Annotated in this window: 22 protein-coding genes; 9 read left to right on the forward strand and 13 right to left on the reverse strand. The window is 68.5% G+C overall.

Translation table 11 applies throughout. The features are described 5' to 3' along the window. Nucleotides 1-4: 4 nt before the first annotated feature. On the reverse strand, nt 5-1,015 hold the full coding sequence (locus AC3EO7_RS25330; RefSeq protein ID WP_435592553.1) for a GlxA family transcriptional regulator: 1,011 nt from the start codon (nt 1,013-1,015) through the stop codon (nt 5-7). A gap of 69 nt (nt 1,016-1,084) precedes the next feature. Between AC3EO7_RS25330 and AC3EO7_RS25335 the strand changes: the two genes are divergently transcribed. Beyond that, nucleotides 1,085-2,047 (forward strand): NADP-dependent oxidoreductase, encoded by a 963-nt coding sequence (locus AC3EO7_RS25335; protein ID WP_431970446.1) that lies wholly within the window; start codon nt 1,085-1,087, stop codon nt 2,045-2,047. Nucleotides 2,048-2,208: 161 nt separating this feature from the next. On the opposite strand, the gene AC3EO7_RS25340 is transcribed toward AC3EO7_RS25335, so the two are convergent. Together AC3EO7_RS25340 and AC3EO7_RS25345 are read right to left on the reverse strand one after the other, a co-directional pair. Continuing rightward, entirely contained in the window at nt 2,209-3,039 is an 831-nt protein-coding gene (locus AC3EO7_RS25340) for an SGNH/GDSL hydrolase family protein (RefSeq protein ID WP_435592554.1), read from the reverse strand. Between the two features lie 64 nt (nt 3,040-3,103). Further along, on the reverse strand, nt 3,104-3,784 hold the full coding sequence (locus AC3EO7_RS25345) for a hypothetical protein (RefSeq protein WP_435592555.1): 681 nt from the start codon (nt 3,782-3,784) through the stop codon (nt 3,104-3,106). Between the two features lie 33 nt (nt 3,785-3,817). On the opposite strand from AC3EO7_RS25345, the gene AC3EO7_RS25350 reads away from it, so the two are divergent. Further along, the gene (locus tag AC3EO7_RS25350; RefSeq protein ID WP_431970449.1) at nt 3,818-3,979 is read left to right on the forward strand and encodes a hypothetical protein; all 162 of its coding nucleotides are present in this window, start codon (nt 3,818-3,820) and stop codon (nt 3,977-3,979) included. A gap of 293 nt (nt 3,980-4,272) precedes the next feature. Next, nucleotides 4,273-5,457 (forward strand): zinc-dependent alcohol dehydrogenase family protein, encoded by a 1,185-nt coding sequence (locus AC3EO7_RS25355; protein ID WP_435592556.1) that lies wholly within the window; start codon nt 4,273-4,275, stop codon nt 5,455-5,457. 327 nt (nt 5,458-5,784) lie between these two features. On the opposite strand, the gene AC3EO7_RS25360 is transcribed toward AC3EO7_RS25355, so the two are convergent. After that, nucleotides 5,785-6,690, reverse strand: a complete 906-nt coding sequence (locus AC3EO7_RS25360) for a GlxA family transcriptional regulator (protein WP_435592557.1) — start codon at nt 6,688-6,690, stop codon at nt 5,785-5,787. Nucleotides 6,691-6,802: 112 nt separating this feature from the next. After that, nucleotides 6,803-7,576 (reverse strand): SMP-30/gluconolactonase/LRE family protein, encoded by a 774-nt coding sequence (locus tag AC3EO7_RS25365; RefSeq protein WP_435592558.1) that lies wholly within the window; start codon nt 7,574-7,576, stop codon nt 6,803-6,805. Between the two features lie 207 nt (nt 7,577-7,783). On the opposite strand from AC3EO7_RS25365, the gene AC3EO7_RS25370 reads away from it, so the two are divergent. The 4 genes from AC3EO7_RS25370 (at nt 7,784) to AC3EO7_RS25385 (ending at nt 11,074) form a co-directional block, all read left to right on the forward strand. After that, entirely contained in the window at nt 7,784-8,014 is a 231-nt protein-coding gene (locus AC3EO7_RS25370) for a hypothetical protein (RefSeq protein ID WP_435592559.1), read from the forward strand. 259 nt (nt 8,015-8,273) lie between these two features. Next, on the forward strand, nt 8,274-9,125 hold the full coding sequence (locus tag AC3EO7_RS25375; protein WP_431970474.1) for an alpha/beta fold hydrolase: 852 nt from the start codon (nt 8,274-8,276) through the stop codon (nt 9,123-9,125). Nucleotides 9,126-9,158: 33 nt separating this feature from the next. Next, entirely contained in the window at nt 9,159-9,605 is a 447-nt protein-coding gene (locus tag AC3EO7_RS25380; RefSeq protein ID WP_435592560.1) for a VOC family protein, read from the forward strand. Nucleotides 9,606-9,628: 23 nt separating this feature from the next. Then, complete coding sequence (locus AC3EO7_RS25385) at nt 9,629-11,074, forward strand: dihydrolipoyl dehydrogenase family protein (protein ID WP_435592561.1); 1,446 nt, start codon at nt 9,629-9,631, stop codon at nt 11,072-11,074. Nucleotides 11,075-11,233: 159 nt separating this feature from the next. Here AC3EO7_RS25385 and AC3EO7_RS25390 read toward each other — a convergent pair whose 3' ends face one another. The 6 genes from AC3EO7_RS25390 to AC3EO7_RS25415 all read right to left on the reverse strand — a co-directional run bounded on the left by AC3EO7_RS25390 (nt 11,234) and on the right by AC3EO7_RS25415 (nt 18,189). Continuing rightward, nucleotides 11,234-12,148: an alpha/beta fold hydrolase gene (locus AC3EO7_RS25390; RefSeq protein ID WP_435592562.1), complete on the reverse strand. Its 915-nt coding sequence runs from the start codon at nt 12,146-12,148 to the stop codon at nt 11,234-11,236. Continuing rightward, nucleotides 12,148-12,576 carry a hypothetical protein gene (locus AC3EO7_RS25395; RefSeq protein ID WP_431970478.1) on the reverse strand — a complete coding sequence of 143 codons (429 nt, stop codon included), beginning with the start codon at nt 12,574-12,576 and terminating at the stop codon, nt 12,148-12,150. The genes AC3EO7_RS25390 and AC3EO7_RS25395 overlap by 1 nt, the downstream gene beginning before the upstream one ends. Nucleotides 12,577-12,817: 241 nt before the next feature. Then, a complete protein-coding gene (locus AC3EO7_RS25400) occupies nt 12,818-13,864 on the reverse strand; it encodes an alpha/beta fold hydrolase (RefSeq protein WP_435592563.1) in 1,047 nt (348 codons plus the stop codon). Nucleotides 13,865-14,038: 174 nt separating this feature from the next. After that, a complete protein-coding gene (locus AC3EO7_RS25405; protein ID WP_435592612.1) occupies nt 14,039-16,753 on the reverse strand; it encodes an AAA family ATPase in 2,715 nt (904 codons plus the stop codon). A 120-nt stretch (nt 16,754-16,873) separates the two neighbouring features. Beyond that, nucleotides 16,874-17,311, reverse strand: coding sequence for a Pycsar system effector family protein (locus AC3EO7_RS25410; protein WP_431970480.1), 438 nt, complete (start codon nt 17,309-17,311; stop codon nt 16,874-16,876). A gap of 230 nt (nt 17,312-17,541) precedes the next feature. Continuing rightward, a complete protein-coding gene (locus AC3EO7_RS25415; RefSeq protein ID WP_431970481.1) occupies nt 17,542-18,189 on the reverse strand; it encodes a TetR/AcrR family transcriptional regulator in 648 nt (215 codons plus the stop codon). Nucleotides 18,190-18,335: 146 nt separating this feature from the next. On the opposite strand from AC3EO7_RS25415, the gene AC3EO7_RS25420 reads away from it, so the two are divergent. Beyond that, a complete protein-coding gene (locus AC3EO7_RS25420) occupies nt 18,336-19,001 on the forward strand; it encodes an SRPBCC family protein (RefSeq protein WP_431970482.1) in 666 nt (221 codons plus the stop codon). Between the two features lie 309 nt (nt 19,002-19,310). Here AC3EO7_RS25420 and AC3EO7_RS25425 read toward each other — a convergent pair whose 3' ends face one another. Both AC3EO7_RS25425 and AC3EO7_RS25430 read right to left on the reverse strand, forming a co-directional pair. Beyond that, the gene (locus AC3EO7_RS25425; protein WP_431970483.1) at nt 19,311-19,793 is read right to left on the reverse strand and encodes a hypothetical protein; all 483 of its coding nucleotides are present in this window, start codon (nt 19,791-19,793) and stop codon (nt 19,311-19,313) included. 215 nt (nt 19,794-20,008) lie between these two features. After that, a complete protein-coding gene (locus AC3EO7_RS25430) occupies nt 20,009-20,557 on the reverse strand; it encodes a hypothetical protein (RefSeq protein ID WP_431970484.1) in 549 nt (182 codons plus the stop codon). A gap of 377 nt (nt 20,558-20,934) precedes the next feature. Between AC3EO7_RS25430 and AC3EO7_RS25435 the strand changes: the two genes are divergently transcribed. Next, nucleotides 20,935-21,453 carry a hypothetical protein gene (locus AC3EO7_RS25435; protein ID WP_431970485.1) on the forward strand — a complete coding sequence of 173 codons (519 nt, stop codon included), beginning with the start codon at nt 20,935-20,937 and terminating at the stop codon, nt 21,451-21,453. Nucleotides 21,454-21,617 lie beyond the last annotated feature (164 nt).

Below are 21,617 nucleotides of genomic sequence, written 5' to 3' on the forward strand. Positions count from 1 at the left end.
TCGGTCACCGATGACCGGAGCCGGGTTCCGCTCGCGCCGTGGCAGATTGCCCGGACGAACCCGCCGACGCGCGGAAGTTGCGGCGATAGGTCCTGGGCGAGACACCGATCGCCTCGTGCAAGTGTTGGCGCAAGGAAGCGCCGGTAGCGAAGCCGACCTCGGAAGCGATGCGGTCGACAGACAGGTCAGTGGCCTCGAGTAGTTCGCGGGCACGGAAGACGCGCTGCTGAATCAGCCACCGGCCGGGACTGACACCCACCTCGTCGCGGAAGCGGCGTGCGAACGTGCGGTGGCTCATGCTGGCTTGTTCTGCCAGGTCGGCCAGCATCAGCGGGAGGTGCAGACGGGTCAGCGCCCACTGCCGGGCCGCCGCGGTTCCCGTGGACGTCGTCGGCGGCACCGGCTGTTCGATGAACTGGGCTTGGCCACCCTCCCGCCACGGCGGCACCACGCAGCGACGGGCAGCCATGTTCGCGACCTCGCTGCCGTGATCAGCACGCACCAGGTGCAGACACAGATCGATACCGGCGGTGGCGCCGGCGGAGGTGAGGATGTCGCCGTCATCGACGTAGAGCACATTCGGATCGAGCCGAACCTGCGGGAAGGCGCGACGGAAATCGGCGGTCGAGTTCCAGTGTGTGGTGGCAGGCCGACCGGCCAGCCTGCCGGTAGCCGCCAGCACGGCCGCCGCGGTACACAGCGAAACGATCCTGGCGCCCGGTCGAATTCGAGCCAGCGCATCGGACACCGATTGCGGCGGTTCACCGGCGAGATACGGCGCGATATCGCACGGCGGAATCACCACCGTCTCAGCCGTTTCCAGTATCGCTGCGTCCCGCTGGACGGCGATGACGAAGTCGGCCTGGCTGCGCACCGGGGAGCCGTCGATCGAGCAGGTGAGTATCTCGTAGCGACCATCGGCGACCCCGAACACGCGGTTCGGGATCCCGAGTTCGAACGGATACACGCCGTCGAGCGCCAACACGACCACCCGATGTGGTCTCCCACTCACCATGGCACGATCCTATCGAACATTGGCGATCATGCCATTTCGCCGCACGTCGGCTGACGGCAAGCTCGAGCCATGAGCAACTTTGATGTCCCCGCCACCATGCGTGCGATCAGCCAGGACGTCCTCGGCGGACCCGAGGCGCTGCACGAGGTCGAGCTGCCGGTGCCACAGCCGGGCCCCAGCGAGATCCTCATCCGCGTGCGCGCCACCGCTCTCAACCCGACCGACTGGAAGCATCGGGCCATCGGCGGCCTGTTCCTGCCCGCACCACCGTTCGTGCTGGGCTGGGACGTCGCGGGTGAAGTGGTCGCCACCGGCTACGGCGTGACATTGTTCGCACCGGGTGACGAGGTCTTCGGCATGTTGCCGTATCCGTACGGGCACGGCGCCGCCGCGGAGTACGTCACCGGTCCGGCTCGCGCATTCGCCAGGAAGCCGAGCAGTCTGACCCATGTCGAGGCCGCCGCCATCCCGCTGGCCGCACTGACCGCCTACCAGGCACTCGTCGATACCGCGGATATCCAAGCCGGGCAACGCGTTCTGATCCACGCCGCGGCAGGCGGCGTCGGGCATTTCGCGGTGCAGATCGCCAAGGCTCGCGGCGCCCACGTCATCGGGACCGCGAGCGCACCGAATCATCCCTACTTGCGCGAGCTCGGCGTCGACGAGGTGATCGACTACCGCACCACCGATTTCACCACAGCGGTACGCGATGTCGATGCCGTCGTGGACCCGCTCGGCATGGAGAGCGTCCTGAAGTCTTTGCGCACGGTGCGTCCCGGCGGCATCGCGGTGTCGCTGCTCCCGTGCGACGCCGCCCAGCTGTCGGCCGCAGCCGAAAAGTTCTCGGTTCGAGCGGTTGTCATGTTGGTCGAGGCCGATCACGCCGGGATGCGAGCTCTCGCCGACATGGCCGCGGCAGGCACCCTGCGCCCCACCGTCGCCGATGCCTTCCCGCTCGCGGAGGCCGCCAAGGCACACGCCCTCGGTGACACCGGCCGCACCGTCGGCAAACTCGTCCTCACCGTGCCCTGACCGCCGGGGGCGAAGGCCGATGCCTGAGATGGATCGGTCGGCGCCATATCCCGGGTGGCGAGCCGGGTGGGCGGTGCCGGGCCGATAAAGCCCGCTCGCCCGGCTCGCCCTCCCCTCACCCGAACTCGCCCGGCTCGCCCCCCTCGCCCGAAGAGGGATACCTACGAGAGCACCGACCGTAAATGCAGCCCGGACAGTCCGGCCAGCGCGACTCGCACCACCGCGACCTGACCTGCCAGGGTGAGATGCACGCCGTCCGGTTCGAACAAGGACTGCTCCGGTGTCGGCCTGGTGACGGCGAGGGTGTCGATCGTTGCCTCGGGCCGCTCCAGCAGCGCCGCCGCGGTCTCCTCGTGATCCTTTACGCGCCAGCTGATCCCGGACATCCGGAACGGTGCGAACTCGGCCAGCAGCTGCTCGTCCACAGCGGTCGGCGTGAGCCACACCCACCGCGAATCTCGCGCCTGCCCGCGCAGCAGCTCGACATTGCGCGCCGTCTCCGCGGCGCTGACGACTCGCTCCCCCTCCCGGCCCAATCGCTGTGCGTCGTTCGCGCCGAGCTGGCACAGCACCCAGTCCGGCCGCAGGAAACCCCACGATCCGGAGCCCCCGAGAACCTGCGTGGTGGTGGCCCCGGCGACGGCGAGGTTCGTGCAGCTGATCTCGTCACCCGGCCGGTGCAGTGCCAACAGGTGGCGCAGGATCTCGAACCAGGACAGCCGATCCGCGGTGCTGCTCTCCCCGAGCGCGACGACCCGCGAGCCCGGCGCAAACGGCAACCGCTCCACCTGCGCGACAATCTGCGGTTCGGTGAGCAGCTCCGCCGCGGCGGCACGCGCCTGCTTGTCCAGATCGTCTCGGAGCGAACGGTATTCGTCGGGTTCCAGCCCGAACAGGGCGGCGATGCGAGCCTCGTCGATGCCGTTCAGATACGGCAGCGACAGTTCGGGCTTTTGGAAGCGAACCAGTTTGGCGACGAGTTCGGTGTTCACGAAAACTCCTGATGATCCTCGGATGAAACGAAATACCGACCGAATGGGTCGGCGTGGTCAGCGGTTACGGGCGGGGCAGCCGGAATCCGGCGACGATCAGCCACGCCATGCCGCTGAAGCGGGCGATGGGCAGCACGACCGCGGCCGCGGTGAAGGTCAGCGAGACGGTGGTGAGCATCGCCAGCAAGGCGATTCCCAACCCGATCCGAATCAGCCAAGGCCCCAGCAGTTTTCCCGACGACGCGCCCAGCGCGATGCCCGCTGTCAGCACGCCGGAGGCCATCACATCGGCCGGTCCGCCGGACAGGAAGGCGAGGGTGTGCAGTGCGCGCACCGTGGCCGGATCGGCGTTCACCTCCGGCACGGTCAGCACCCAGCTGATCACACCGGAGCAGAGCAGGAACGCCGCCGCGAGCGTGCCACCGACAGCGGTGAGCGATGCGCCGAACCCGTCGGTGGAGCGGCGCAGCCGGCCGACAGCAGCCGCCACGAACAGCGACAGCGGGATCGCGCTCGCGTACTGCAACGCCGCGCCCGTCCGCACCGCGGCGGAGTGCTCACGAAAGTAGGCGAGCGCGTCTTCGGCATCGGCGAAGGGTGACGGAAAGGGGGCGCCACCGGCGCGAACGGTACCGGCGACAAGTCCGGCGAGAAAGAGTCCGACGGCCGCTGCGGCGAGTGGTCCGAGCGGTGGTTCGAATGGCCGGGCAGGGTTTGTGACGGAGGATGCGGCAGCGATGGCCATGACTATCCATTCTCTACAGTGAATCGTTCTGTGATGGGACAGATCGCCCGCGTCGCCCTCACCCACGAGCACGACCTGTTCGCCGGGCTGACCGACGATGAGTACGAGCAGCTGGCGAACCTGCTGGACAAGTTGGTCGAGACAAGGGAACTGACCCCGGGCGTGCACCCGGGCTATCGCACCCTCGGTTCGTAGCCTCTAACGGGCCTTGGCCGCATCGGCTCGACCTCGACGGTTCGCCCCTTCTCAGCCGACCTGTCCGTAGGCGGCCCAGGGTATTTCCGCGAGCACATCGTTTCACGGCCATTTCAGGCTGCCTGGACGCCTTGCCATGGAAATATGGAAACCTCGTCGATGCGAAGTCAGGGAAGGTGCTTTCCACTGTGCGGGCGGGTGCGCGGTGCTGCGATTCCCCCAGCGCGCCACCGCGTCGATCATTCCCTGGAGGGAATCGCCAGGTGTTCGTGCGCCGACCAGACTCGAGCACCATGAGCAATCGACTCGACGACAGTGCACTCGCGAACTCGACCGAACAGGCCGCGTGGAACGAAACCGATCCGCAGGCCCGTCGCAGGCACGTCGCGGAGCTGCGGGCAGTGGGGAGCGCCCAAGTGCTGACCGATGCGCCCGAAGAGGTCCGGGATCAGCAGATCATGAATTCACTTGCCTACCAACTGGAACCGATGCGCAGCCGGGACGGACTGACCGCACGGACGCGAACGATCCCGCGACCCGGCCCGCACCAGGTCGTGGTGCGGGTGCGCGCCGCCTCGATCGATCGCCGCGACATCATGCTCATGGAAGGCACGTATCCGGTGCCTGCCGAACCGGGGGTGGTGCCGTTGGCCTCCGGTGTGGGCGAGGTGATCGCGCTCGGCAACGGGGTGACTCGGGCCGCGGTGGGAGACCGGGTCACCGGCACCTACTTCCTGGGCTGGATCGACGGCCCGCAGACACAGGCGCTGTCGTGGCGGCAGTACGGCGCCAACCACGATGGCTGGCTGGCCGAACACATAGTGCTGGAGGAGGATTCGGTCGTGCACGTGCCTGGCCATCTGACCGACGCCGAGGCCGCCACGCTCACCTGTGCCGGATTGGTTGCCTGGGCGGGGCTCACCAAGCCGGTGCCGGTCGGCGCCGGGCAGACGGTTCTGACCGTCGGTTCCGGAGTTGTCGGACTGTTCGCCGTGCAGCACGCCACAATGCTGGGGGCGCGCGTCGTGTCGATCACTTCCTCCGCCGAGAAGGCGGAGCGGCTGCGCCGGCTCGGCGCCGACGAGATCGTGGACCGCACCCGCACACCGGACTGGGAACAAGCAGTGCTCGACCTCACCGATGGTCTGGGCGCAGACCACGTGATCGACGCGGTCGGCCCGCTGACCCTGCCGAAATCCCTTGCCGCCGCGGCCTACAACGCACAAGTGACACTCATCGGCGCATTCCCCGGACCGGCCAGGCAACCCTCGGCTGATCCACTGGGCGGAAAGTACCTGGCCATCCGGAGGGTGGCGGTCGGCAGCCGCACCGACTTCGAGGCCATGAATCGGGCGATCGCCGAGCACGGTGCGCGGCCGGTGATCGATCAGGTCTTTCCGTTCGACCGGGCCGTCGACGCCTTCCGCCACTTCACCGAGGGCGACCCCTTCGGCAAAGTCGTCATCACCGTGCCGTGAAGAATCCGGCGGCCTGGTGCGGCGCCATCCCTCGACTCCATCGTCCCTTCGCGGTGGCGTCCTTGTCAGCGAAATGGCTCCAATTGAACGTGAACTCTATTGAACGGCAACGGAACCGGGATCTCCTGCGCGGTTCTTCGCGGTGTCAGTGGGTGGCGCGGGCGGCTGTTCGTCCCAACCGGGACGCTGGGCACTTCGTCGCCGTTGGATCCGCGGACCAATTGTTCGCAATCGCGGCCGAGGAACTGCGGGCGTAGCGCCTCGAGCAGCAAACGTCCGCGGATCGAGACCGTACCTCAGTTTCGAGAGCTGACCGGCCCGCGCGGGTCATATGGATTGAGTGGTGCGGCCGGCTTCTCGGCGGCGAATGGCTCGGCGCAGGGTAGACGCGTCGGCGTAGCCCACGCGATGTGCGGCGGCCTCGACAGTCGTCCCCGACCGGATCAGCGTCAGTGCGGCGTCTGTGCGGAGGCATTGGACGAAGGCTTGCGGGCTGATGCCTGCGGCGCGCTGCAAGCGTCGTGCGAGCGTTCGCGAATGAAGTCCCGCCGCGTCGGCGACGTCGGCGATCGTGAATGGTCGGCGGAGGTTGTTCACGATCCAGTCGTGGGCGTTCACCAGCTCGGGGTCGTCGGCGATCAGCACGGTGAGCATCATGTAGGGACGTTGTGAGGTCCGGCGATCGATGAGCTGATAGCGGGCGCACAGGTCGGCCACGTCCGGGCCGGTGAGTATCTCGATCGTCGCGAGCATGACGTCGACATGGGCCAGCGATGCTCCGCCGGTGATGTTGCGGCCGTGGCGGACCATGATCTTGTCGGGTTCGACGGTGATCGCCGGGTACCGTGCCTGGAGTTCGGCGGCGAGGAACCAGGATGTTGTCGCGCGGCCGCCGTCGAGGGCGCCGGTTTGCGCGAGCAGGAACACGCCCGAACAGGAGGCGGCCACCCGGGCTTGCGAGTCAACGGCTTCGGACAGAATTCGCATCGACCACGGGTCGGTTGCTGGCGCCAGAGCGGCGTCGAGTTCGCTCACCGATACACACCCCATTCCGGGAACGGCGAGCAGATCGAGGTCGTCGGGCAACAGATCGCCGGGGCGCAGTGCGCTGATTTCGAACGGGCGGGGCCGTCCGAGAGTTTCCGAGGCACGGTTGGCCGACTCGAGCATGTCGTGACTGATCGCGATTCCAGTCGCTCGCATGTCCGGTAGTTCGAGTACCGCGGCTTTCATTTCGTCATTGTCTCCCGAACCGCATATTCGAGAAATGCGCGAGCCTCGTGCGGAAGCACCGAGCCTCGAATGCCCTCGGTGGAAGAATCACGGCACCAGCGAACCAGAAGGCTCAGTGAGGAATACGAGCCGGCGGAACGGCAGAACCGGTGGTGTCGACGACAGTGGTGAACAGTCCGGAGTTCGTCGTGATGTAGAGAACGGTGCCGCTGAACGCGAGCGACGAGACGAACGTGCCGGGAAGCTCGATCGTGTCGAGGAGTTGACCGGTGGGGGCGAATCGGGCAATCGCACCGCCACTGCCCAGCGCCACCCACACACCACCGTCGGCATCGACCGCGAGCCCGTCGCATTCCCCGATTGCCGCGGTCGCGAACACGCTCGTTCGCCCATCGCGTACCGCCAGCACGCGGCTTTCGGCGTACTCGCAGACGTACAACGTCTGCCCGTCCGGAGCGAACCCGAGTCCGTTGGGCCAATGCACCCCGGTGACCACGTCGGCGACTGACCCATCGAGACCGATTCGCACAACCTCGCTGGGGACGACCGGCTCACCACGCATCGGTCGATGACGCAGCACCCCGACGTACACCACCCCATCGGGCCCCACTGTCACGTCGTTGAAGCCGGTCGCTCCGTCGAGCGTGAGGAGGGTCTGCTCCACACCCGCGTGGACGTAGCAGACATCTCGCCCGGTGACCACCAGACCGCCATCCGCGTGGACGGCGATCCCGCCGATGCCGCGGCGCGCGGAGAGCACAGTCTGGACGGAGCCGTCGGCCCACCGATACACGCCACCCTCGGTGACGTTGGAGAACAACACCCGCCCTCGGGAGTCGACCCGGGGCGCTTCGAGAAGCCCCGTGGCGTTGTACAACTTCTGCATTGGGCACCCATCCTCGTCGGTCGGATCGTCCGCCGGCGGGCGCTCGATCGACCCGCAACGCCGGTCTTTCTGTCCCGGATCCACAACCTGGCGACCCGTCCTCCGCAGGAGCGCGGAGAGGAAGCACAGGCGTGAGCATTACGTTACGAAGCCCGATCGACGCCTCGAAAGTGGCTGGATGGACAAATTCGCGGCCGAATCGGACACATGCCGACGAGCTTCGCCGACATGGCAGGACAGTTCACCGGCAAGACCGCACTCGTCACCGGTTCCACCAGCAATATCGGCCGGGCGATCGCCCTCGCTTACGCGGCGACCACCCCGACGCGATCGCCGCGGCGGCGGTCTATCTCGCTTCCGACGACGCGGCTTTCGTGCACGGGATCGTCCTCGACGTCGACGGTGGACGCACCGGTGTCGCGGTCTCGCGGGCTGTGATGGTTCAGCCCTCGGCCACGACACCACCCTCGCGGAACTGCTCGGCGTCGCCGACACGGTCACCCCACCGCGCGCGATCGAAGCCGGAGACACCGACGAGCGACACTTCGATCAGTCGGCGACGACTGGGACATCGCGGAACTCGACCACTGGCCGAACTACGTCGCGCGCAGCGTCAGCTGACGGATGTGGCGGGGGCGCCGCGCGACCGACAGTGGAGCGCACAACTCGCACGACACTTGCTCGAAGGACGAACCACATGGTCTACATAGGACGAGGCCGCCCACGGCGGCGAATCACCAAGGCGGTCACCGCGATCGCGGCCGGAGTCGCGGCGGGCAGCCTCGCCGTCGCGTGCACCGCGAGCACCACCACCCATGCCGGCCCCACCGAGGACGCCCCGAAACCGACGGTCGTTCTCGTGCACGGCGCTTTCGCCGATGGGTCCAGCTGGAACGATGTGATCGAAAAGCTGCGCGCCGACCACTATCCGGTGGTGGCCGTGGCCAATCCGTTGCGTGGTCCCGCCTCGGACGCCGCTGCGCTGCGGGCGCTCGTCAGCAACGTCGGCGGGCCGGTGATCCTGGTCGGGCACTCCTACGGCGGCTCCGTCATCAGCGCGGCCGCAGCCGGAAACGACCAGGTCAAGGGGCTCGTCTATGTGGCGGCCTTCCTGCCGGCGCCCGGCGAGACCGCGCTCGGGCTGACCAGCCAGTACCCGGGCTCCACCCTGCCCGGCACGCTGAACCCGGTGCCGTTCACCGCCACCGACGGCGGCGCAGGCACCGACCTCTACATCCGGCAGGACAAGTTCCACGACCAGTTCGCCGCCGACGTCTCCGCCGGCCGCGCCGCGCTGATGGCCGCCGCCCAGCGGCCGATCGCGCAGTCGGCCCTGGAGGAGAAGGCCACCGTCGCGGCCTGGAGCGAGAAACCCAGCTGGGACGTCATCACCACCGAAGACCTGAACATCCCCGTCGCGGCCCAGCGGTTCATGGCCGCCCGCGCCCACGCTCAGGTCACCGAGGTCGCCGCCTCGCACTCCGTGGCCGTCTCACATCCCGACGTGGTCGCCGACGTGATCGAACAGGCCGCCCGCGCCACCCACTGACCACCGCGAAAAACCGAACAGGAGAACACGATCGTGGACTTGAAGCTGGAAGTCGTCGTCCTGCCCGTCGCCGACGTCGACCGTGCCACAGCGTTCTACACCGAGCGGCTCGGATTCCGCCTCGACGCCGACTTCCCGGTGGACGACGGCTATCGGGTCGTCCAGGTCACCCCGCCCGGGTCGGAATGCTCGATCATCTTCGGCACCGGCGTCACCGCCGCCGCGCCCGGGACACTGCACGGCCTGCACCTGATCGTCACCGACATCGAGAAGGCCGTCGCCGAACTGACCGAACGCGGCATCACGGTCGACGGACCCTTCCGCGACGCCACCGGCGTCTTCCACCATGCCGGAACCGCCGGCCGCGTCGCGGGCCCGCACCCGGATCGCGCCAGCTACGGCTCCTTCGCCGCCTTCACCGACCCCGACGGCAACGGCTGGTTCCTGCAGGAAGTCACTCGGCGGGCGCCCGGCCGCTGATCCCACAATCGGAAGCAAACCCCATGTCCGACAAGGAAACCCAGAGCTACGACGTCGTCGTCATCGGGGCCGGACCGGTCGGCGAGAACGTCGCCGACCGCACCAGCGCCGCCGGGCTCAGCACTGTCGTCGTCGAATCCGAACTGGTCGGCGGCGAATGCTCGTACTGGGCCTGCGAACCCAGCAAAGCCATGCTGCGCCCGGCCCTGCTGCACGCCGAAGCCGCACGATTCCCCGGCGTCGACACCGCGGTCACCGGACCGCTGGACGCCGGCGCCGTCCTGAAACACCGCGACCGCATGGCCGCCGACTGGAACGACCAGGGGCAGGTCGACTGGCTCGACTCCGCCGGGATCGCGCTCCTGCGCGGCCACGGCAGAATTGCCGGGCCACGGCAGGTGACGGTGCGAACCCCCGACGGCGACACCGTGCGGCTCACCGCCCGGCACGCGGTCGCGGTGTGCACCGGCAGTTCCGCCGCCCTCCCGCCGCTCCCCGGTCTCGACACCGTGCGTCCGTGGACGAGCCGCGAAGCCACCAGCGCCCGCGAAGTGCCGGGCCGACTGGCCATCCTCGGCGCGGGGGTGGTCGCCACCGAAATGGCGACCGCGTGGCAGGCGCTCGGCGCGCGGGTCACGCTCATCGCCCGGGAACCCCGGCTGCTCCCCCGCGTCGAAGTCTTCGCCGCCGACCTGGTCGCCGAGCGTCTCCGGGAAGCCGGCGTCGACCTGCGATTCGGCACCACCATCACCGCCGCCGAGCGCGCGGGCGGACCGGACGACGGCATGCACCTCACCCTCGGCGACGGCGACCGACTCGTCGCCGACGAACTCCTGCTCGCGACCGGGCGCGCACCCCGCACCGACGACATCGGACTCGAGACCGTCGGTCTGACTCCGGGGCAGTGGCTCGCCACCGACGACACCTTCACCGTGACCGGGGTCGAGGGTGACTGGCTGTACGCCGTCGGCGACGTCAATCACCGTGCGCTGCTCACCCATCAGGGCAAGTACCAGGCACGCATCGCCGGTGCGGTCATCGCGGACCGGGCGCGTGGGCTGGCCCTCGACACCGGCCCGTGGGGACGGCACGCGGGTACCGCCGATCTGCTCGCCGTGCCGCAGGTCGTTTTCACCGACCCGGAAATCGCGGCCGTCGGCCTCACCACCGAGGACGCCGCCCGTGCCGGACGGGTGGTCGACGTCGTCGACTACGACATCGGCCGGGTCGCGGGCGCGATTCAGCACGATCCGTCCTATCGAGGGCAGGCGCGCGTCCTCATCGATCCCGAGCGCCGCGTGATCGTCGGGGCCACCTTCGCCGGGGCGGGCGTCGCCGAACTCCTGCATTCGGCGACTATCGCGATCAGCGGCGAGATCCCCCTCGATCGGCTCTGGCACGCGGTGCCCTCGTTCCCCACCATCGGCGAGGTCTGGCTGCGGCTGCTCGAAACCTATCGAGACCAGTGAGGCCTACGAGGCCACCATCGTCAGTGAACTCCCCGGCCGCCGGGCCGCTGCCGTGCAGGACCGCGGCCTCCGCCCATAGCCACAGTGCTACCGGGCCAGCGAAGAGGACAGCCACGCGCACCCGCCGATCCGTATGGGGATCGGCGGGTCGCGCTGCGTTCATTCTCGCCGTCCGCGCGTCGAGACGAAGTCCCAGACCGCTGCGGCGAAACGCTCCGGTTCCTCCACATGCCCCAGGTGCCCGCTGTTTTCGAGGACGAGCAGTTGTGAATCCGGGATCAGCCGATGCAGTTCCTCCGCCCAGCGCGGTCCACAGATGACGTCATGGCGGCCCACGATCACCAAGACCGGCACGGACATGCCCGGCAGGTCCGCGCGATCGTCGATCGGATCGGGGGTCCGGTCGGCGGTCAAGCCCGAAATGTAGTTCGCCTGTATGGCATTCCGCACGGCCCCCCAGCGCTGCTCGTCGCCCCAGTAGTCGGCGAAGTACGACGGCAGCACACCGCGGGCGACGGCGAGGGTCTGCTCGTCATCCGAAATGTCTTGCATCGCAACGAATGCGGCGAGGATCTCGCCCAGTTCGGGCCGGTCGGCGTGCGCGGCAGCGAACTGTTCCAGCCTGCGCGCGGCCTCGAGGGCGTGCTCGGGGCCGGTCACCGGCGCGCCCTCGTAGAGGACGATTCCCGCGAGCCTGGTCGGCCGGTGCAGCGCGTGATAGGCGGTGACGAACGCGCCATGCGAGTGGCCGAGCAGATACACCTCCGGCACGTCGAGGTGTTCGATGAGCCGTTGCAAGGCGCGACTGTAGCGTTCGCGGGTGTAGCCGTGCGGATGCGTCGGCAGCCGACCGGATGCGCCGGTGCCGATGGCCTCGACGTACACCATCGTCAAGTTTTGCTCGAGGGCCGGCATCCGCAGGTACTCCCAGAAGATTCCGGGACCGCCCGGGTGAGCGATGCACACCGGGCCGCGTCCGTGGACGTGGTACCGCTGCCGAACGCCGTCGGAGTCGAACGAGTGGACGCCGGGCGAAAGCCGCGTGTTGTGCGTGGTCGAATGCGCTGCGGTCATCACGCGGCCTTCAGCGGGCCCGCGAAGGACTTGCGCAGCGAGGACGGGCCGATCAGGGGCAGCAGCGCCGCGAGGATCTTGCCTTTGACCGTCCGCGGGGTGCGGGTCAGTTCGACGTCGACCCTGGTGCCGCCCTGGCCGGGCGTGGCGCGGAAGACCCAGCCGCCGCCCGCGCCGAAGAGCTTGGAGTCCAGTGTGGTGATGGTGACGGTGACACCGGCCGGATCCCATTGGTAGCGGGCGCGTTCCCACGCGGCCGCGGTGCCCTCGGTGACCTCGGCCCAGGTGTCGCCACGGTCGTGGACGACGAAGTGCTCGGCATCGATCGTCGGCCACGTCTGGGCCCGGGTGGGTCCGAAATCGGTGAGCACCTGCACGACCTCGGCGGGAGACAGGGTGGACAGCAGGTGGAATCGGACCGTTGCCATGGGAATGCTCCTTGAATTTCAGCGAGGGATGTCTGCGATTCCGGAGCCGTGTGCACGGTTCCGGACGCTGATCGAGCATCGCTTTCCGGAGTATCCCCGCGAATCCGTCAGATGACGCTGCGTTGACGTAATCGCCTCTCGCACTGGCGACGCGGGAGAGCAGGACGATGGGCGCAGGCCGTTCGCACTCCTCGCAGAAGCTCTGGCCTCTGTGCGGGGCGCGGACACTCTGCGCCGGGAATCACAGGTGATCGGCGTCGATGACGGCCCGGGCGAACGGGTGTGGCGCTTCCTGCGGGACGTTGTGCCCGATGCCGTCCAGGACGCGATGCTCGTATTTGCCGGTGAACTTGCCGCGGTAGGCCTTTCCGTCCTTGGCCACGCCGTCGAAATCGCTGCTGACGGTAATGGCAGGCACGGAGACGGTGGCACCGTCGAGTTGCCGTTCATAGGCGTCGTAGTGCGGTTCGCCCGGTGCGAGGCCGAGCCGCCACCGGTAGTTGTGGACGACGATGTCGACGTGGTCGGGATTGTCGAAGGCGGTGGCGCTGCGGTCGTAGGTGGCGTCGTCGAAGTTCCACAGCGGCGAGGCCCGCCGCCAGATCAGCTTGTTGAAATCGCGGCGGTTGCGGCTGTAGCCGAGCCGTCCGCGCTCCGTGGCGAAGTAGTACTGGTACCACCAGCCGAGTTCGGCCTCCGGCGGGAGCGGTTGCTGGTTGGCGGCGATCTGGGTGACCAGATATCCGCTCACGGACACGATGGCTTTGCAGCGCTGCGGCCACAGCGCAGCGATGACGTCGACCGTCCTTGCGCCCCAGTCGTATCCGCCGAGGACTGCCTCGTCGATGTGCATGGCGTCCATCAGGTCGACGATGTCGCGCGCGATGGCCGTCTGCTGGCCGTTGCGGATGGTTCGGTCGGACAGGAAGGTGGTGGGTCCGTAGCCGCGCAGGTACGGGACGATCACCCGGTAGCCCGCCGCGGCGAGCAGCGGTCCGACATCGGCGTAACTGTGTGGATCGTACGGCCAGCCGTGCAGCAGCAGGACCGGTTGTCCTGTGGGGGGACCGAATTCGGCGTATCCGACGTTCAGCACACCGGCGTCGATCTGCGTGATGGGCCCGAGGGTGGTGTTGGCTCCCGATCCCGCGCGCAGGTCCGCGCCCGGTGCGGTGGTCGCGGGTGCGGCGGCATGGTCGGTGGCGCAAGCGGCGAGGGAGGTCGCGGCCACACTCGCGGCGCTCACCGCGAGCGCTCCGCCGAACAGTCGTCGTCTGCTGATGGTCATCGCAACTCCTACCGGTGTCGTCCATGAGCGAAGGCCGGTGAATCGCCCCGGCCACGCCGATGACGCTAGGTAGCGCGCGAATGCCGTTGCGAGCGTCGGTTGACGTACTCCCTGTCGGTCATCGGCGTGGAACGGCTGTTCGTGCGCTTCGGTCCGCCGCCGGGTCGGCCCGCATCAGGCGGTCGTGTCCTCGTCGGCCGGAAGCAGTGCCGCGAGATCGGTGCGCGAGCTGACGCCGAGTTTGGGGAAGATGCGATGCAGATGGGTGCTGACGGTCCGATGCGACAGGTACAGCCGCTGCCCGATTTCCCGGTTGGTCAGTCCCTGGGCTGCCAGCCGGGCGATGCTCAGCTCGTGTGGAGTGAGCCGATCGCGGGCGTCCGGATCCCGGTTCGGGCTGGATTCACCGGCACTGCGCAGTTCCAGCCGAGCTCGTTCGCTCCAGGCGGTGAACCCGAGCGCGTCGAAAATCTCTCTGGCCGTGCGCAAATGGGTGCGGGATTCGACGACCCGGCGCTGCCGCCGCAGCCATTCGCCGTAGGACAGGTGCAGCCGCCCGCGCTCGGCGGGCCACGCGGCCAGATCCACCGCGAGCGCGTCGGTGAAGTGTGCTTCGGCGGTGTCGGTCGCCAGGAGGGCGTGTGCGTATCGCCATCCGATGTGCAACGCGGGCGAGGGCGTAGACGCCACGGCAGGCTCCACGCCGCGCAGCAGTTCACGCAGCGCATCGACCTGACCCGCACGGATCGCCGCGTCGGTGAGTTCGGCCAGGAAATAGGCGCGCAGCGCGGGCGAGTGCGACGGGTCCCCCGGATCGTGCGTGCGGCGCAGATCGGCGAAGGCGTCGTCGTACCTGCCCTCGCCGAGCGCCGCGAGCCCGCGTGCGAGTTGGACGGTGGCCAGGACGGGTCGCGCGCCTGCGGCGAGCCCGATTCGTTCGGCATCGCTCGCGAGGGTCGCGGCCTGCGGGTAATCCCCTCGCAGCGCGGCGATTTCGGCCTGGACGGCGGTGGCCAGCCCGTGCATGAAGGGCTGACCGGTTTCGCGGGCGAAGTCGGCAGCTTCGGCGGCAGCCTGGGCCCCGGCGGCGAGATCGCCGAGCCGGGTCAGACTCCACGCCTGCACGGTGAGCGCGCGCGGCAGCAGTCCGAGCTGTCCGGCGGCGCGAAATCCCGGCGCGGCCGCGGCGGAGAAGTGCGCGGCGAGATCGAAAGCGCCCACCTGAAGTGCCGCGCTGCCGAGGAACCGGTCCACCTCGGGGTTGCGGCCGGTGTCCGAGGCCAGGGCGCGCAGGCGGTCGATGACCCGTCCGCCGCGTTCGAACGGGGCTACATACGCGGAGACGGCGACAAGGCGCGGATCGTCATCCGCGATGGGGAGTTCGTCGGCGACGGCGAGCAACGCGGGGCGGGTGTCGGGACCGGGTTCGGACCAGAAGCAGCGCATGGCCGCACCCCACAGGATCCGCATTGCCGCGTCCGGATGCCCGTCGGCGGCGACAGCGGCCGCCAGTGCCGCCAACTCGGTGATGCGCGAGGGGTTTTCGCGGACTCCGTCGTCGAATCCGCTGAGCAGCCAGGCCGCGGTGGCATCGTGCCGCGGCGTGGTGGGGAGCGCGCGTGCGGCGAGGACGAGTCGTTCGGCGGTATCACGGCGGCCGGAATCGACGGCGAGTTCGGCCGCACGCAGCAGCCGGTCCGCGCGCAGGCCCGGGCTGCCGCTGAGGTCGGCGGCGCGCTCCAATGCCGCGACGGCGCCGCCGCGGTGGCGTGCTCGTTCGGCGACGTTCTCCAGATCGCGTGCCGCCTGTTCGTCGGGACCGGTCGCGGCCGCGGCCCGCTGCCAGGCGCGCCGATCCGGGTGCGCGGCGAGGACGTCGGAGAGCGCGCGGTGTGCGCGGGTACGCTCGTCGGCCGTCGCCGTCGTGGTGAAAGCCGATCGCATCAGAGGATGCCGGAAGGTGACGGTGTCGCGCCCGAGTACCAGCAGCCGGTTTTCGACGGCGGGCGTGAAGATCTCGGTGCCGGCCTGTGTGCCGAGGAGAATGCTTGCGGCGGACAGTGTTTCGGTGACCGAGTCGCTGTCGTTGAGCGCGGCGACGAGTAGCGCGGTCCGGGTGGGGGCGGGCAGCGTGGTGCCGCGCGCTGAGAAGGCGCGTTCGAGCCGTTCGGTCAGCGGCAGTGTCGCGGGAAGCTCATCGAGGTCGCGCACCGCGCTCGGCAGTTCGGTGAGCGCCAGCGGGTTGCCGTGAGCCTCGGCCAGCAGCCGATGACGGGTCTGCGCGGGCAATTCGGGGGCGATCAGGTCCAACAGTGCGGCGGCATGGTCGTCGGACAGCGGTTCGGGCCCCATGAGGCTCAGCCCCGCGTCGGCGAGTGGCGAGTCGACGCCATCGCGCAGGGTGGCGATCAACGCAATCGGCTCGGGGTCGATGCGGCGGGCCACGAACGCCAGAACCTCCGCACTTGCGGGATCGAGCCAGTGCACATCCTCCGCGACGATCAACAGCGGCCGCTCGCCCGCCGCGTCGGCCAGCAGCGTCAGCGCCGCGAGCCCGACGAGATAGGCGGTGGGTTCGTCGCCGCCGTCCGGCAATCCCAAAGCGGTTGCGAGAGAGTAGTATTGCCGGGGCGGCAGCCCATCCAGCTGTTTCCGCAAGGGGTACAGCAGTCGATGCAGCCCGGCGTAGGCATAGTTCTGTTCGGCCTCCACCCCCGCGGTCCGCAGCACCCGCACCCCCGCGATGGCCGCCGCCGCGACGGCCTCGTCCACCAGTGCCGACTTCCCGATCCCGGCCGCACCCCGAATCAGCATCCCACTGCGATCCTCGGGCCCGTCGACCAGCGCACCCAGATCCTTCAGCTCGGTATCCCGCCCGAACAGCGGCATGGTGCGCACTCCCTCTCCTGCCCGTTTCGATCGCGGGCCCTACGACCCTACTCGAGCCCGTCCGGTCGATCTGCGCCGCCGCAGTCGGCGAGCGCGAAGGGCCGAGAAGCTCGCGATCTCTCAGGACACGGCCGCCAAGAGTACGGTCGCCAGCAGCAGCCCGATGGACGCCAGCAACAACCACGTGGCCTTGCGGAACTTCAGGTAGCGGTAGAGGTAGAGGTGCGACGTCCGCCACAGCTCGTCGAGCGCCCCTTTGAGCTGCTGCTCCGGCGACTGGCTCATCACCGAGGCATGGAAGTCTTCGAAGCTCGACCAGGTGCGACCGATGTAGGGATAGTTGTAGAGCTCGGACGCCGCGCTGCGCGGTGCGAAGACCTTGCCCAACGGTCGACGCCGCAAGAGAACCAATGCTTGCGTCGCGTAGATGACCGAGCCCGCGACGAGCACCAGCGTGCCGACCGCCAGCGCGAACACCCACGGACTCAACGGCTTCGAGCCCCTCGACGAGAACGCCAGCGCCGTTCCCGCGACCACGAGCGCATTCGTACTCAGCACAGCGGTCGCCCGCGTCGTCACCCCGCGGCAAACCTGGCGTCCTCTCGAAGGATGTGCCAGTGAACGACATCCAGACTCACGCCGCGCGGTCTGCCGCCGGATCCCCCAGTAGTCATGACCCGATTCTCGACGAGATTCATCGCGAAACCAAAAGGGAGCCAGTGTCTCCCGTGCGCCGCCTCCGGGACCGGCCGCACGGTGGCGACAAGCCGGTGGGAGTGGGATCGCGGTCAGTCGGTCACGAGGGTTTTCAGTTCGTCGTCGAACAGGAGGGCGGGGTCGAACTCCATTCCGGTGAAGTGCCCGGCGAGTTCGAGGGAGAGGACGCCGTGGATTCGGGTCCAGAACGACAGGGCGCGGTGCAGGGTCGCGGTAGGCACGGAGTCGTCGGGGGCCCATCGGCGATGGTGTTCGAGGTGGGTGTCGAACGGTGTCGCCCGCTTGTCGAGGGGCAGCGCGGAGAATCCCTCGATCAGCATCGTCATGGTCTCGTTCGAGATCGCGGTGGTGTCGTCGGGTGCGCGATAGCCGGGAACCGGTGTGCCGTAGATGAGCAAGTACCGCTGAGGGTCGGCCAAGGCCCATTCCCGTAGGGCGTAGGCCAGCCCGGTCACGTCGGCGCCGGAGTCTCGGGCCGCGCGGAGGGTATCGGCAAGACTTCGGTAGGCGTCGCGAATGAGTTCGGTGATCAACTCGTCGCGGCCCGCGAAGTACCGGTACAGGGCGGGGCCGCTCATGCCCACCTGCTTGGCGATCGCGTTGAGCGACAGCGCGGACGTTCCCGCCGTGGCGATCTGCTCCCAGGCGCACTGCTTGATCTCCGCACGCATCTGCGCGCGATAGCGCTCCCGCGGGCTGCGCACCCCTGTGTCCGTCATGGTCCACCCCTTTCCCACTGTGTCTCTCCGACGTTGGTTAGAGGCTATCACTTTGACTCTTGCCTCTCACCGTGATCTGTTATAGCTTCTAACTTAAGCGAGACCGAATAACACTCCCTCGCCCGCCGCCGACAAGGAGCAGAACCATGACCGACACCCGCCCGGCCAGCACACCGAAAACGCAGACCACCTCCGGCGCCACGCGCAGCCGCCGTGGACGAACCGCCCTGCTCGGTATCGCCCTGACCGCCGCGATCGCCGGCGCCACCGCCACACAGGCCCTCGCCGACGGCTCGCCGGACTCGGCTCCGCTGACCTGCGGGGGACAAGGCATCGATCCCGCCGCCCCGATCCACTACCGCACCGAGACCCTGATCAAGGCGCCGCTGGACACCATCTGGAACTTGCAGACCGACGTGGAACGCTGGCCGACCTGGCAGAAGCCCGTCACCAGCAACAAGCGCCTGGATTCCGGTCCACTGCAGCCCGGTTCACAATTCCGGTGGACCACCCCCGTCCCCGCCACCGCCACGACTCCCGCGACCACCCTCACGATCACCTCGACCGTTCAGCAGATAGAGCCCCAGCGCTGCATCCGCTGGAGCGGGCCTGCGATCGGCGACGGGATCGGCATCGACAACGGCATCCACGTCTGGACTTTCACCCCGGTGGACGGCGGCGTCCTCGTGCGCACCGAGGAGAACTGGAACGGAGCCCAGGTCGAAGCCGACGTAGCGACCTCCACCCAGTTCCTCGGGGCCGGTCTCGAAGCCTGGCTGACCGACCTGCGCGCCGCCGCCGAAGGTCGGTAAACCCTCTGTTCACCAACAGATTTCGGTATGGACGCAGCGGCAGCACATGGCGCTCGCCGATCGGGTTCCGACCGCCCTCGACGCGCGCGGCCCGGCCTGCCGGAAACCCAGCCTTCGGCGAGCGAATCCAGCACCCACCGGGCGAAACTCGTTCGGGGTGACAGCAACTCGGCGATCGGCCCGGGCGGAGTTCCATGCCCGCCCGGGCCGATCGGAGAGAAAGCCTTGCTGCTTCGACCCCACACCGAGCGATGCCAGATAGCGGTGAGGACGGTGGGATCGAGCGGTTCCGACGCCGTGCAGCCAGGCTCACACAGCCCTGAAGAGACCGAGGCCCGAGGAGATATTGATGGCGAAGCCGCCCGCGAACGCGACCGCGACGATATCGCCCGCTCCGGTGAACACCGGCACCGGCGCCGGGGCGCAGTCGCAGGGCCGCTGCGCCGTTTCCCGATCCGCCACGTCGACCATGCCGGACGCTCCGGTCGTCGTGTTCGACCAGTAGATCCGGGCGTGGGAGTCGAAAATGCTGCCACCGCCGAAGGGGCTGGGATTGGCGACGCCGAAGGTGGTGACGCCGGGTTGGTCACCGACGGTCGCCGTCAGGTAGACGTTGAATTGCGATGGAATACCCCATGTTTGGGTCAACTTCATCAGCGGAAGCTGGAACGTGGTCGTCTGCGCGGCGTGAGCGACGGTGTGCTGTCCCAGCACCAGCGCACCGGCCACCGTACCCGCGACACCCAGCTTGACGCCCGCGCCGGCAGCCCGGCGAACCACGTTATTCGTCACTAGCCCTCCTCACAGTCGATTCCGGCCCGCATCCGTGCCGGTGACGCCGTGACGATCGATGACATGATCGGATCAGCGTTGCCGACGGCCGCATTCACCGCGCTGCCTGCGCATTCGGCACGGAGCGGTAACGAGCACCTGCCAGTAAACAGCCCGGCGTGCGATATTCACGGCATCGACCCGCCCAGACTTGCGGCTCGCCGGTCGGCTGGACATCAGTGCTCCAGGAACGGCCTTGCCCACTCGGTGAACCGCTCCCCCAGCCCCGCCTGCGCCGCCGCGAGAACGGCCGCGGGGTCCTCCGCCACCGGCAGGCCGAAGTGCTCGTCGAGCCACGTCACGAACTCGTCGTGCCCGTCGCTGTACTCCTCGTCCTCCTCGCGGTAGAAGTACACCTCGTCCCAATCGACTCGTATCTCCGAGTCGAAGCCGAGGAGCTGAAACAACTCCCGCAGATGACGGGCGACGACATGCTGCCCGCCCTCGTCTCCGAAGACGACGACGGGCAGCGTCGCCGGATCGTCTCGGTCGTCGAAACGCCACAGCGCGTAGAACGAACCGGAACCGTTGGCCTGCGCGAAGGGAATCAGCCGGTCGGTGAACTCCGGATCCTTCGACCAGCCCGCCACCAGGCCCGAGAGGTCTCCGAAGTCGGTCAGGCCGAAACCGTCGGCGTAATTCTCGTAGCCGAGTCTCTCCTGCAACTCCATCAGCAGGTTGAGCTCCGCAACAGGCGAGTACGGGCTGTTCAATGCGTTCTCCAAGCAGGCATGTAGGGCAGTCCTGTTGTGGCCGCCCGGATTTCGAGATCATAAACTCCCACGCCCGGACGTTCTTCGCAGCTCGACCGCAACTTGTCGATGCCGATCACGACTTCTGTTCACCCGCAACGCCTTCGCAGGCTCCCGCGCCACCTCACGCGCCCAGATCGCGGCCTGGGTCGCGGAGCGAAGCGGCCCGGCCAACGACCCATAGCCGCGGCGACAGGGCGCGAACCCGGTCACATTCCTGTTGTGCCCCGCAAGCGGCCGCCGATACCCGGACGACAGCAGACGTTTTCACGGAGAGGCGGAGACACATGGCCGGTCGGCATCGTGCGATGAGCAGGCGCAGCAAAGTTCTGCGCGGAATACCGGTTGCGATGGCGCTGCCTGCTGCCGTCAGCCTCGGCGATCTGGGTGTCACTACGGCGCACGCCGCCCCCGCGCAGGCTGTCGAGCACGCGCCCGACACCGCCACGCTCGTATACGCGACCCAGTCACCGGCGGCGATCCCAGCCCACTTCGTTCCGAGCTCGGCCGTATCGAATCCGGTGGCCGAAAGTGTCGAGCCCTCGGCGGTAGAGCCGCTCCCCCAGGCCGCACCGGTCGCTCACGCGACGGCGATCGCGAGCCCGAACGAGAACGGCACCTACATCGGCCAGACCGCGGGCCAGGTGATCGGAGGCGTGACCGGAGCGGTGCTCGGCGGCACCGTCGGAGCCGCGCTCGCCACGCCTCTCGCCGGGCCGACGGGTGGTTCGGCCGTACCGATCGGAGTCGTCGCAGGCGGTGTGATCGGCGGCGTGGTCGGCACCTACGCCGGTTACTACGCGGGCTCGTTCATCGGATCGGCAGTGGCGGAGCAGGCTCCGGAGCTCATTCCGAACGTCCTCCCCTGAGCCCGTCCGACGGCTGATCCGGTGGCTGACGACCTGGCGATGATCGGCGATCGGATCGGCATGGGATTCCAGCTTGTCCGCGCACCGCGCCTAGGCGGCGGCCGCCCAGGCGCGGTGCGCGCTGGGTCCGCCGCACTGCTGGTCACGGGGAGGTTCTCGACCTG

The sequence above is a fragment of the Nocardia sp. bgisy118 genome, assembly GCF_057708605.1.

What these genes read in the sequence shown, in the direction of transcription:
- AC3EO7_RS25400 (WP_435592563.1), bottom strand. Translation starts at nt 13,864, where the DNA reads ATGACCATCAGCAGACGACGACTGTTCGGCGGAGCGCTCGCGGTGAGC.
- AC3EO7_RS25370 (WP_435592559.1), top strand. Translation starts at nt 7,784, where the DNA reads ATGCCGACGAGCTTCGCCGACATGGCAGGACAGTTCACCGGCAAGACC.
- AC3EO7_RS25345 (WP_435592555.1), bottom strand. Translation starts at nt 3,784, where the DNA reads ATGGCCATCGCTGCCGCATCCTCCGTCACAAACCCTGCCCGGCCATTC.
- AC3EO7_RS25350 (WP_431970449.1), top strand. Translation starts at nt 3,818, where the DNA reads ATGGGACAGATCGCCCGCGTCGCCCTCACCCACGAGCACGACCTGTTC.
- AC3EO7_RS25420 (WP_431970482.1), top strand. Translation starts at nt 18,336, where the DNA reads ATGACCGACACCCGCCCGGCCAGCACACCGAAAACGCAGACCACCTCC.
- AC3EO7_RS25435 (WP_431970485.1), top strand. Translation starts at nt 20,935, where the DNA reads ATGGCGCTGCCTGCTGCCGTCAGCCTCGGCGATCTGGGTGTCACTACG.
- AC3EO7_RS25385 (WP_435592561.1), top strand. Translation starts at nt 9,629, where the DNA reads ATGTCCGACAAGGAAACCCAGAGCTACGACGTCGTCGTCATCGGGGCC.
- AC3EO7_RS25330 (WP_435592553.1), bottom strand. Translation starts at nt 1,015, where the DNA reads ATGGTGAGTGGGAGACCACATCGGGTGGTCGTGTTGGCGCTCGACGGC.
- AC3EO7_RS25360 (WP_435592557.1), bottom strand. Translation starts at nt 6,690, where the DNA reads ATGAAAGCCGCGGTACTCGAACTACCGGACATGCGAGCGACTGGAATC.
- AC3EO7_RS25335 (WP_431970446.1), top strand. Translation starts at nt 1,085, where the DNA reads ATGAGCAACTTTGATGTCCCCGCCACCATGCGTGCGATCAGCCAGGAC.
- AC3EO7_RS25365 (WP_435592558.1), bottom strand. Translation starts at nt 7,576, where the DNA reads ATGCAGAAGTTGTACAACGCCACGGGGCTTCTCGAAGCGCCCCGGGTC.
- AC3EO7_RS25405 (WP_435592612.1), bottom strand. Translation starts at nt 16,753, where the DNA reads ATGCCGCTGTTCGGGCGGGATACCGAGCTGAAGGATCTGGGTGCGCTG.
- AC3EO7_RS25355 (WP_435592556.1), top strand. Translation starts at nt 4,273, where the DNA reads ATGAGCAATCGACTCGACGACAGTGCACTCGCGAACTCGACCGAACAG.
- AC3EO7_RS25390 (WP_435592562.1), bottom strand. Translation starts at nt 12,148, where the DNA reads ATGACCGCAGCGCATTCGACCACGCACAACACGCGGCTTTCGCCCGGC.
- AC3EO7_RS25375 (WP_431970474.1), top strand. Translation starts at nt 8,274, where the DNA reads ATGGTCTACATAGGACGAGGCCGCCCACGGCGGCGAATCACCAAGGCG.
- AC3EO7_RS25415 (WP_431970481.1), bottom strand. Translation starts at nt 18,189, where the DNA reads ATGACGGACACAGGGGTGCGCAGCCCGCGGGAGCGCTATCGCGCGCAG.
- AC3EO7_RS25395 (WP_431970478.1), bottom strand. Translation starts at nt 12,576, where the DNA reads ATGGCAACGGTCCGATTCCACCTGCTGTCCACCCTGTCTCCCGCCGAG.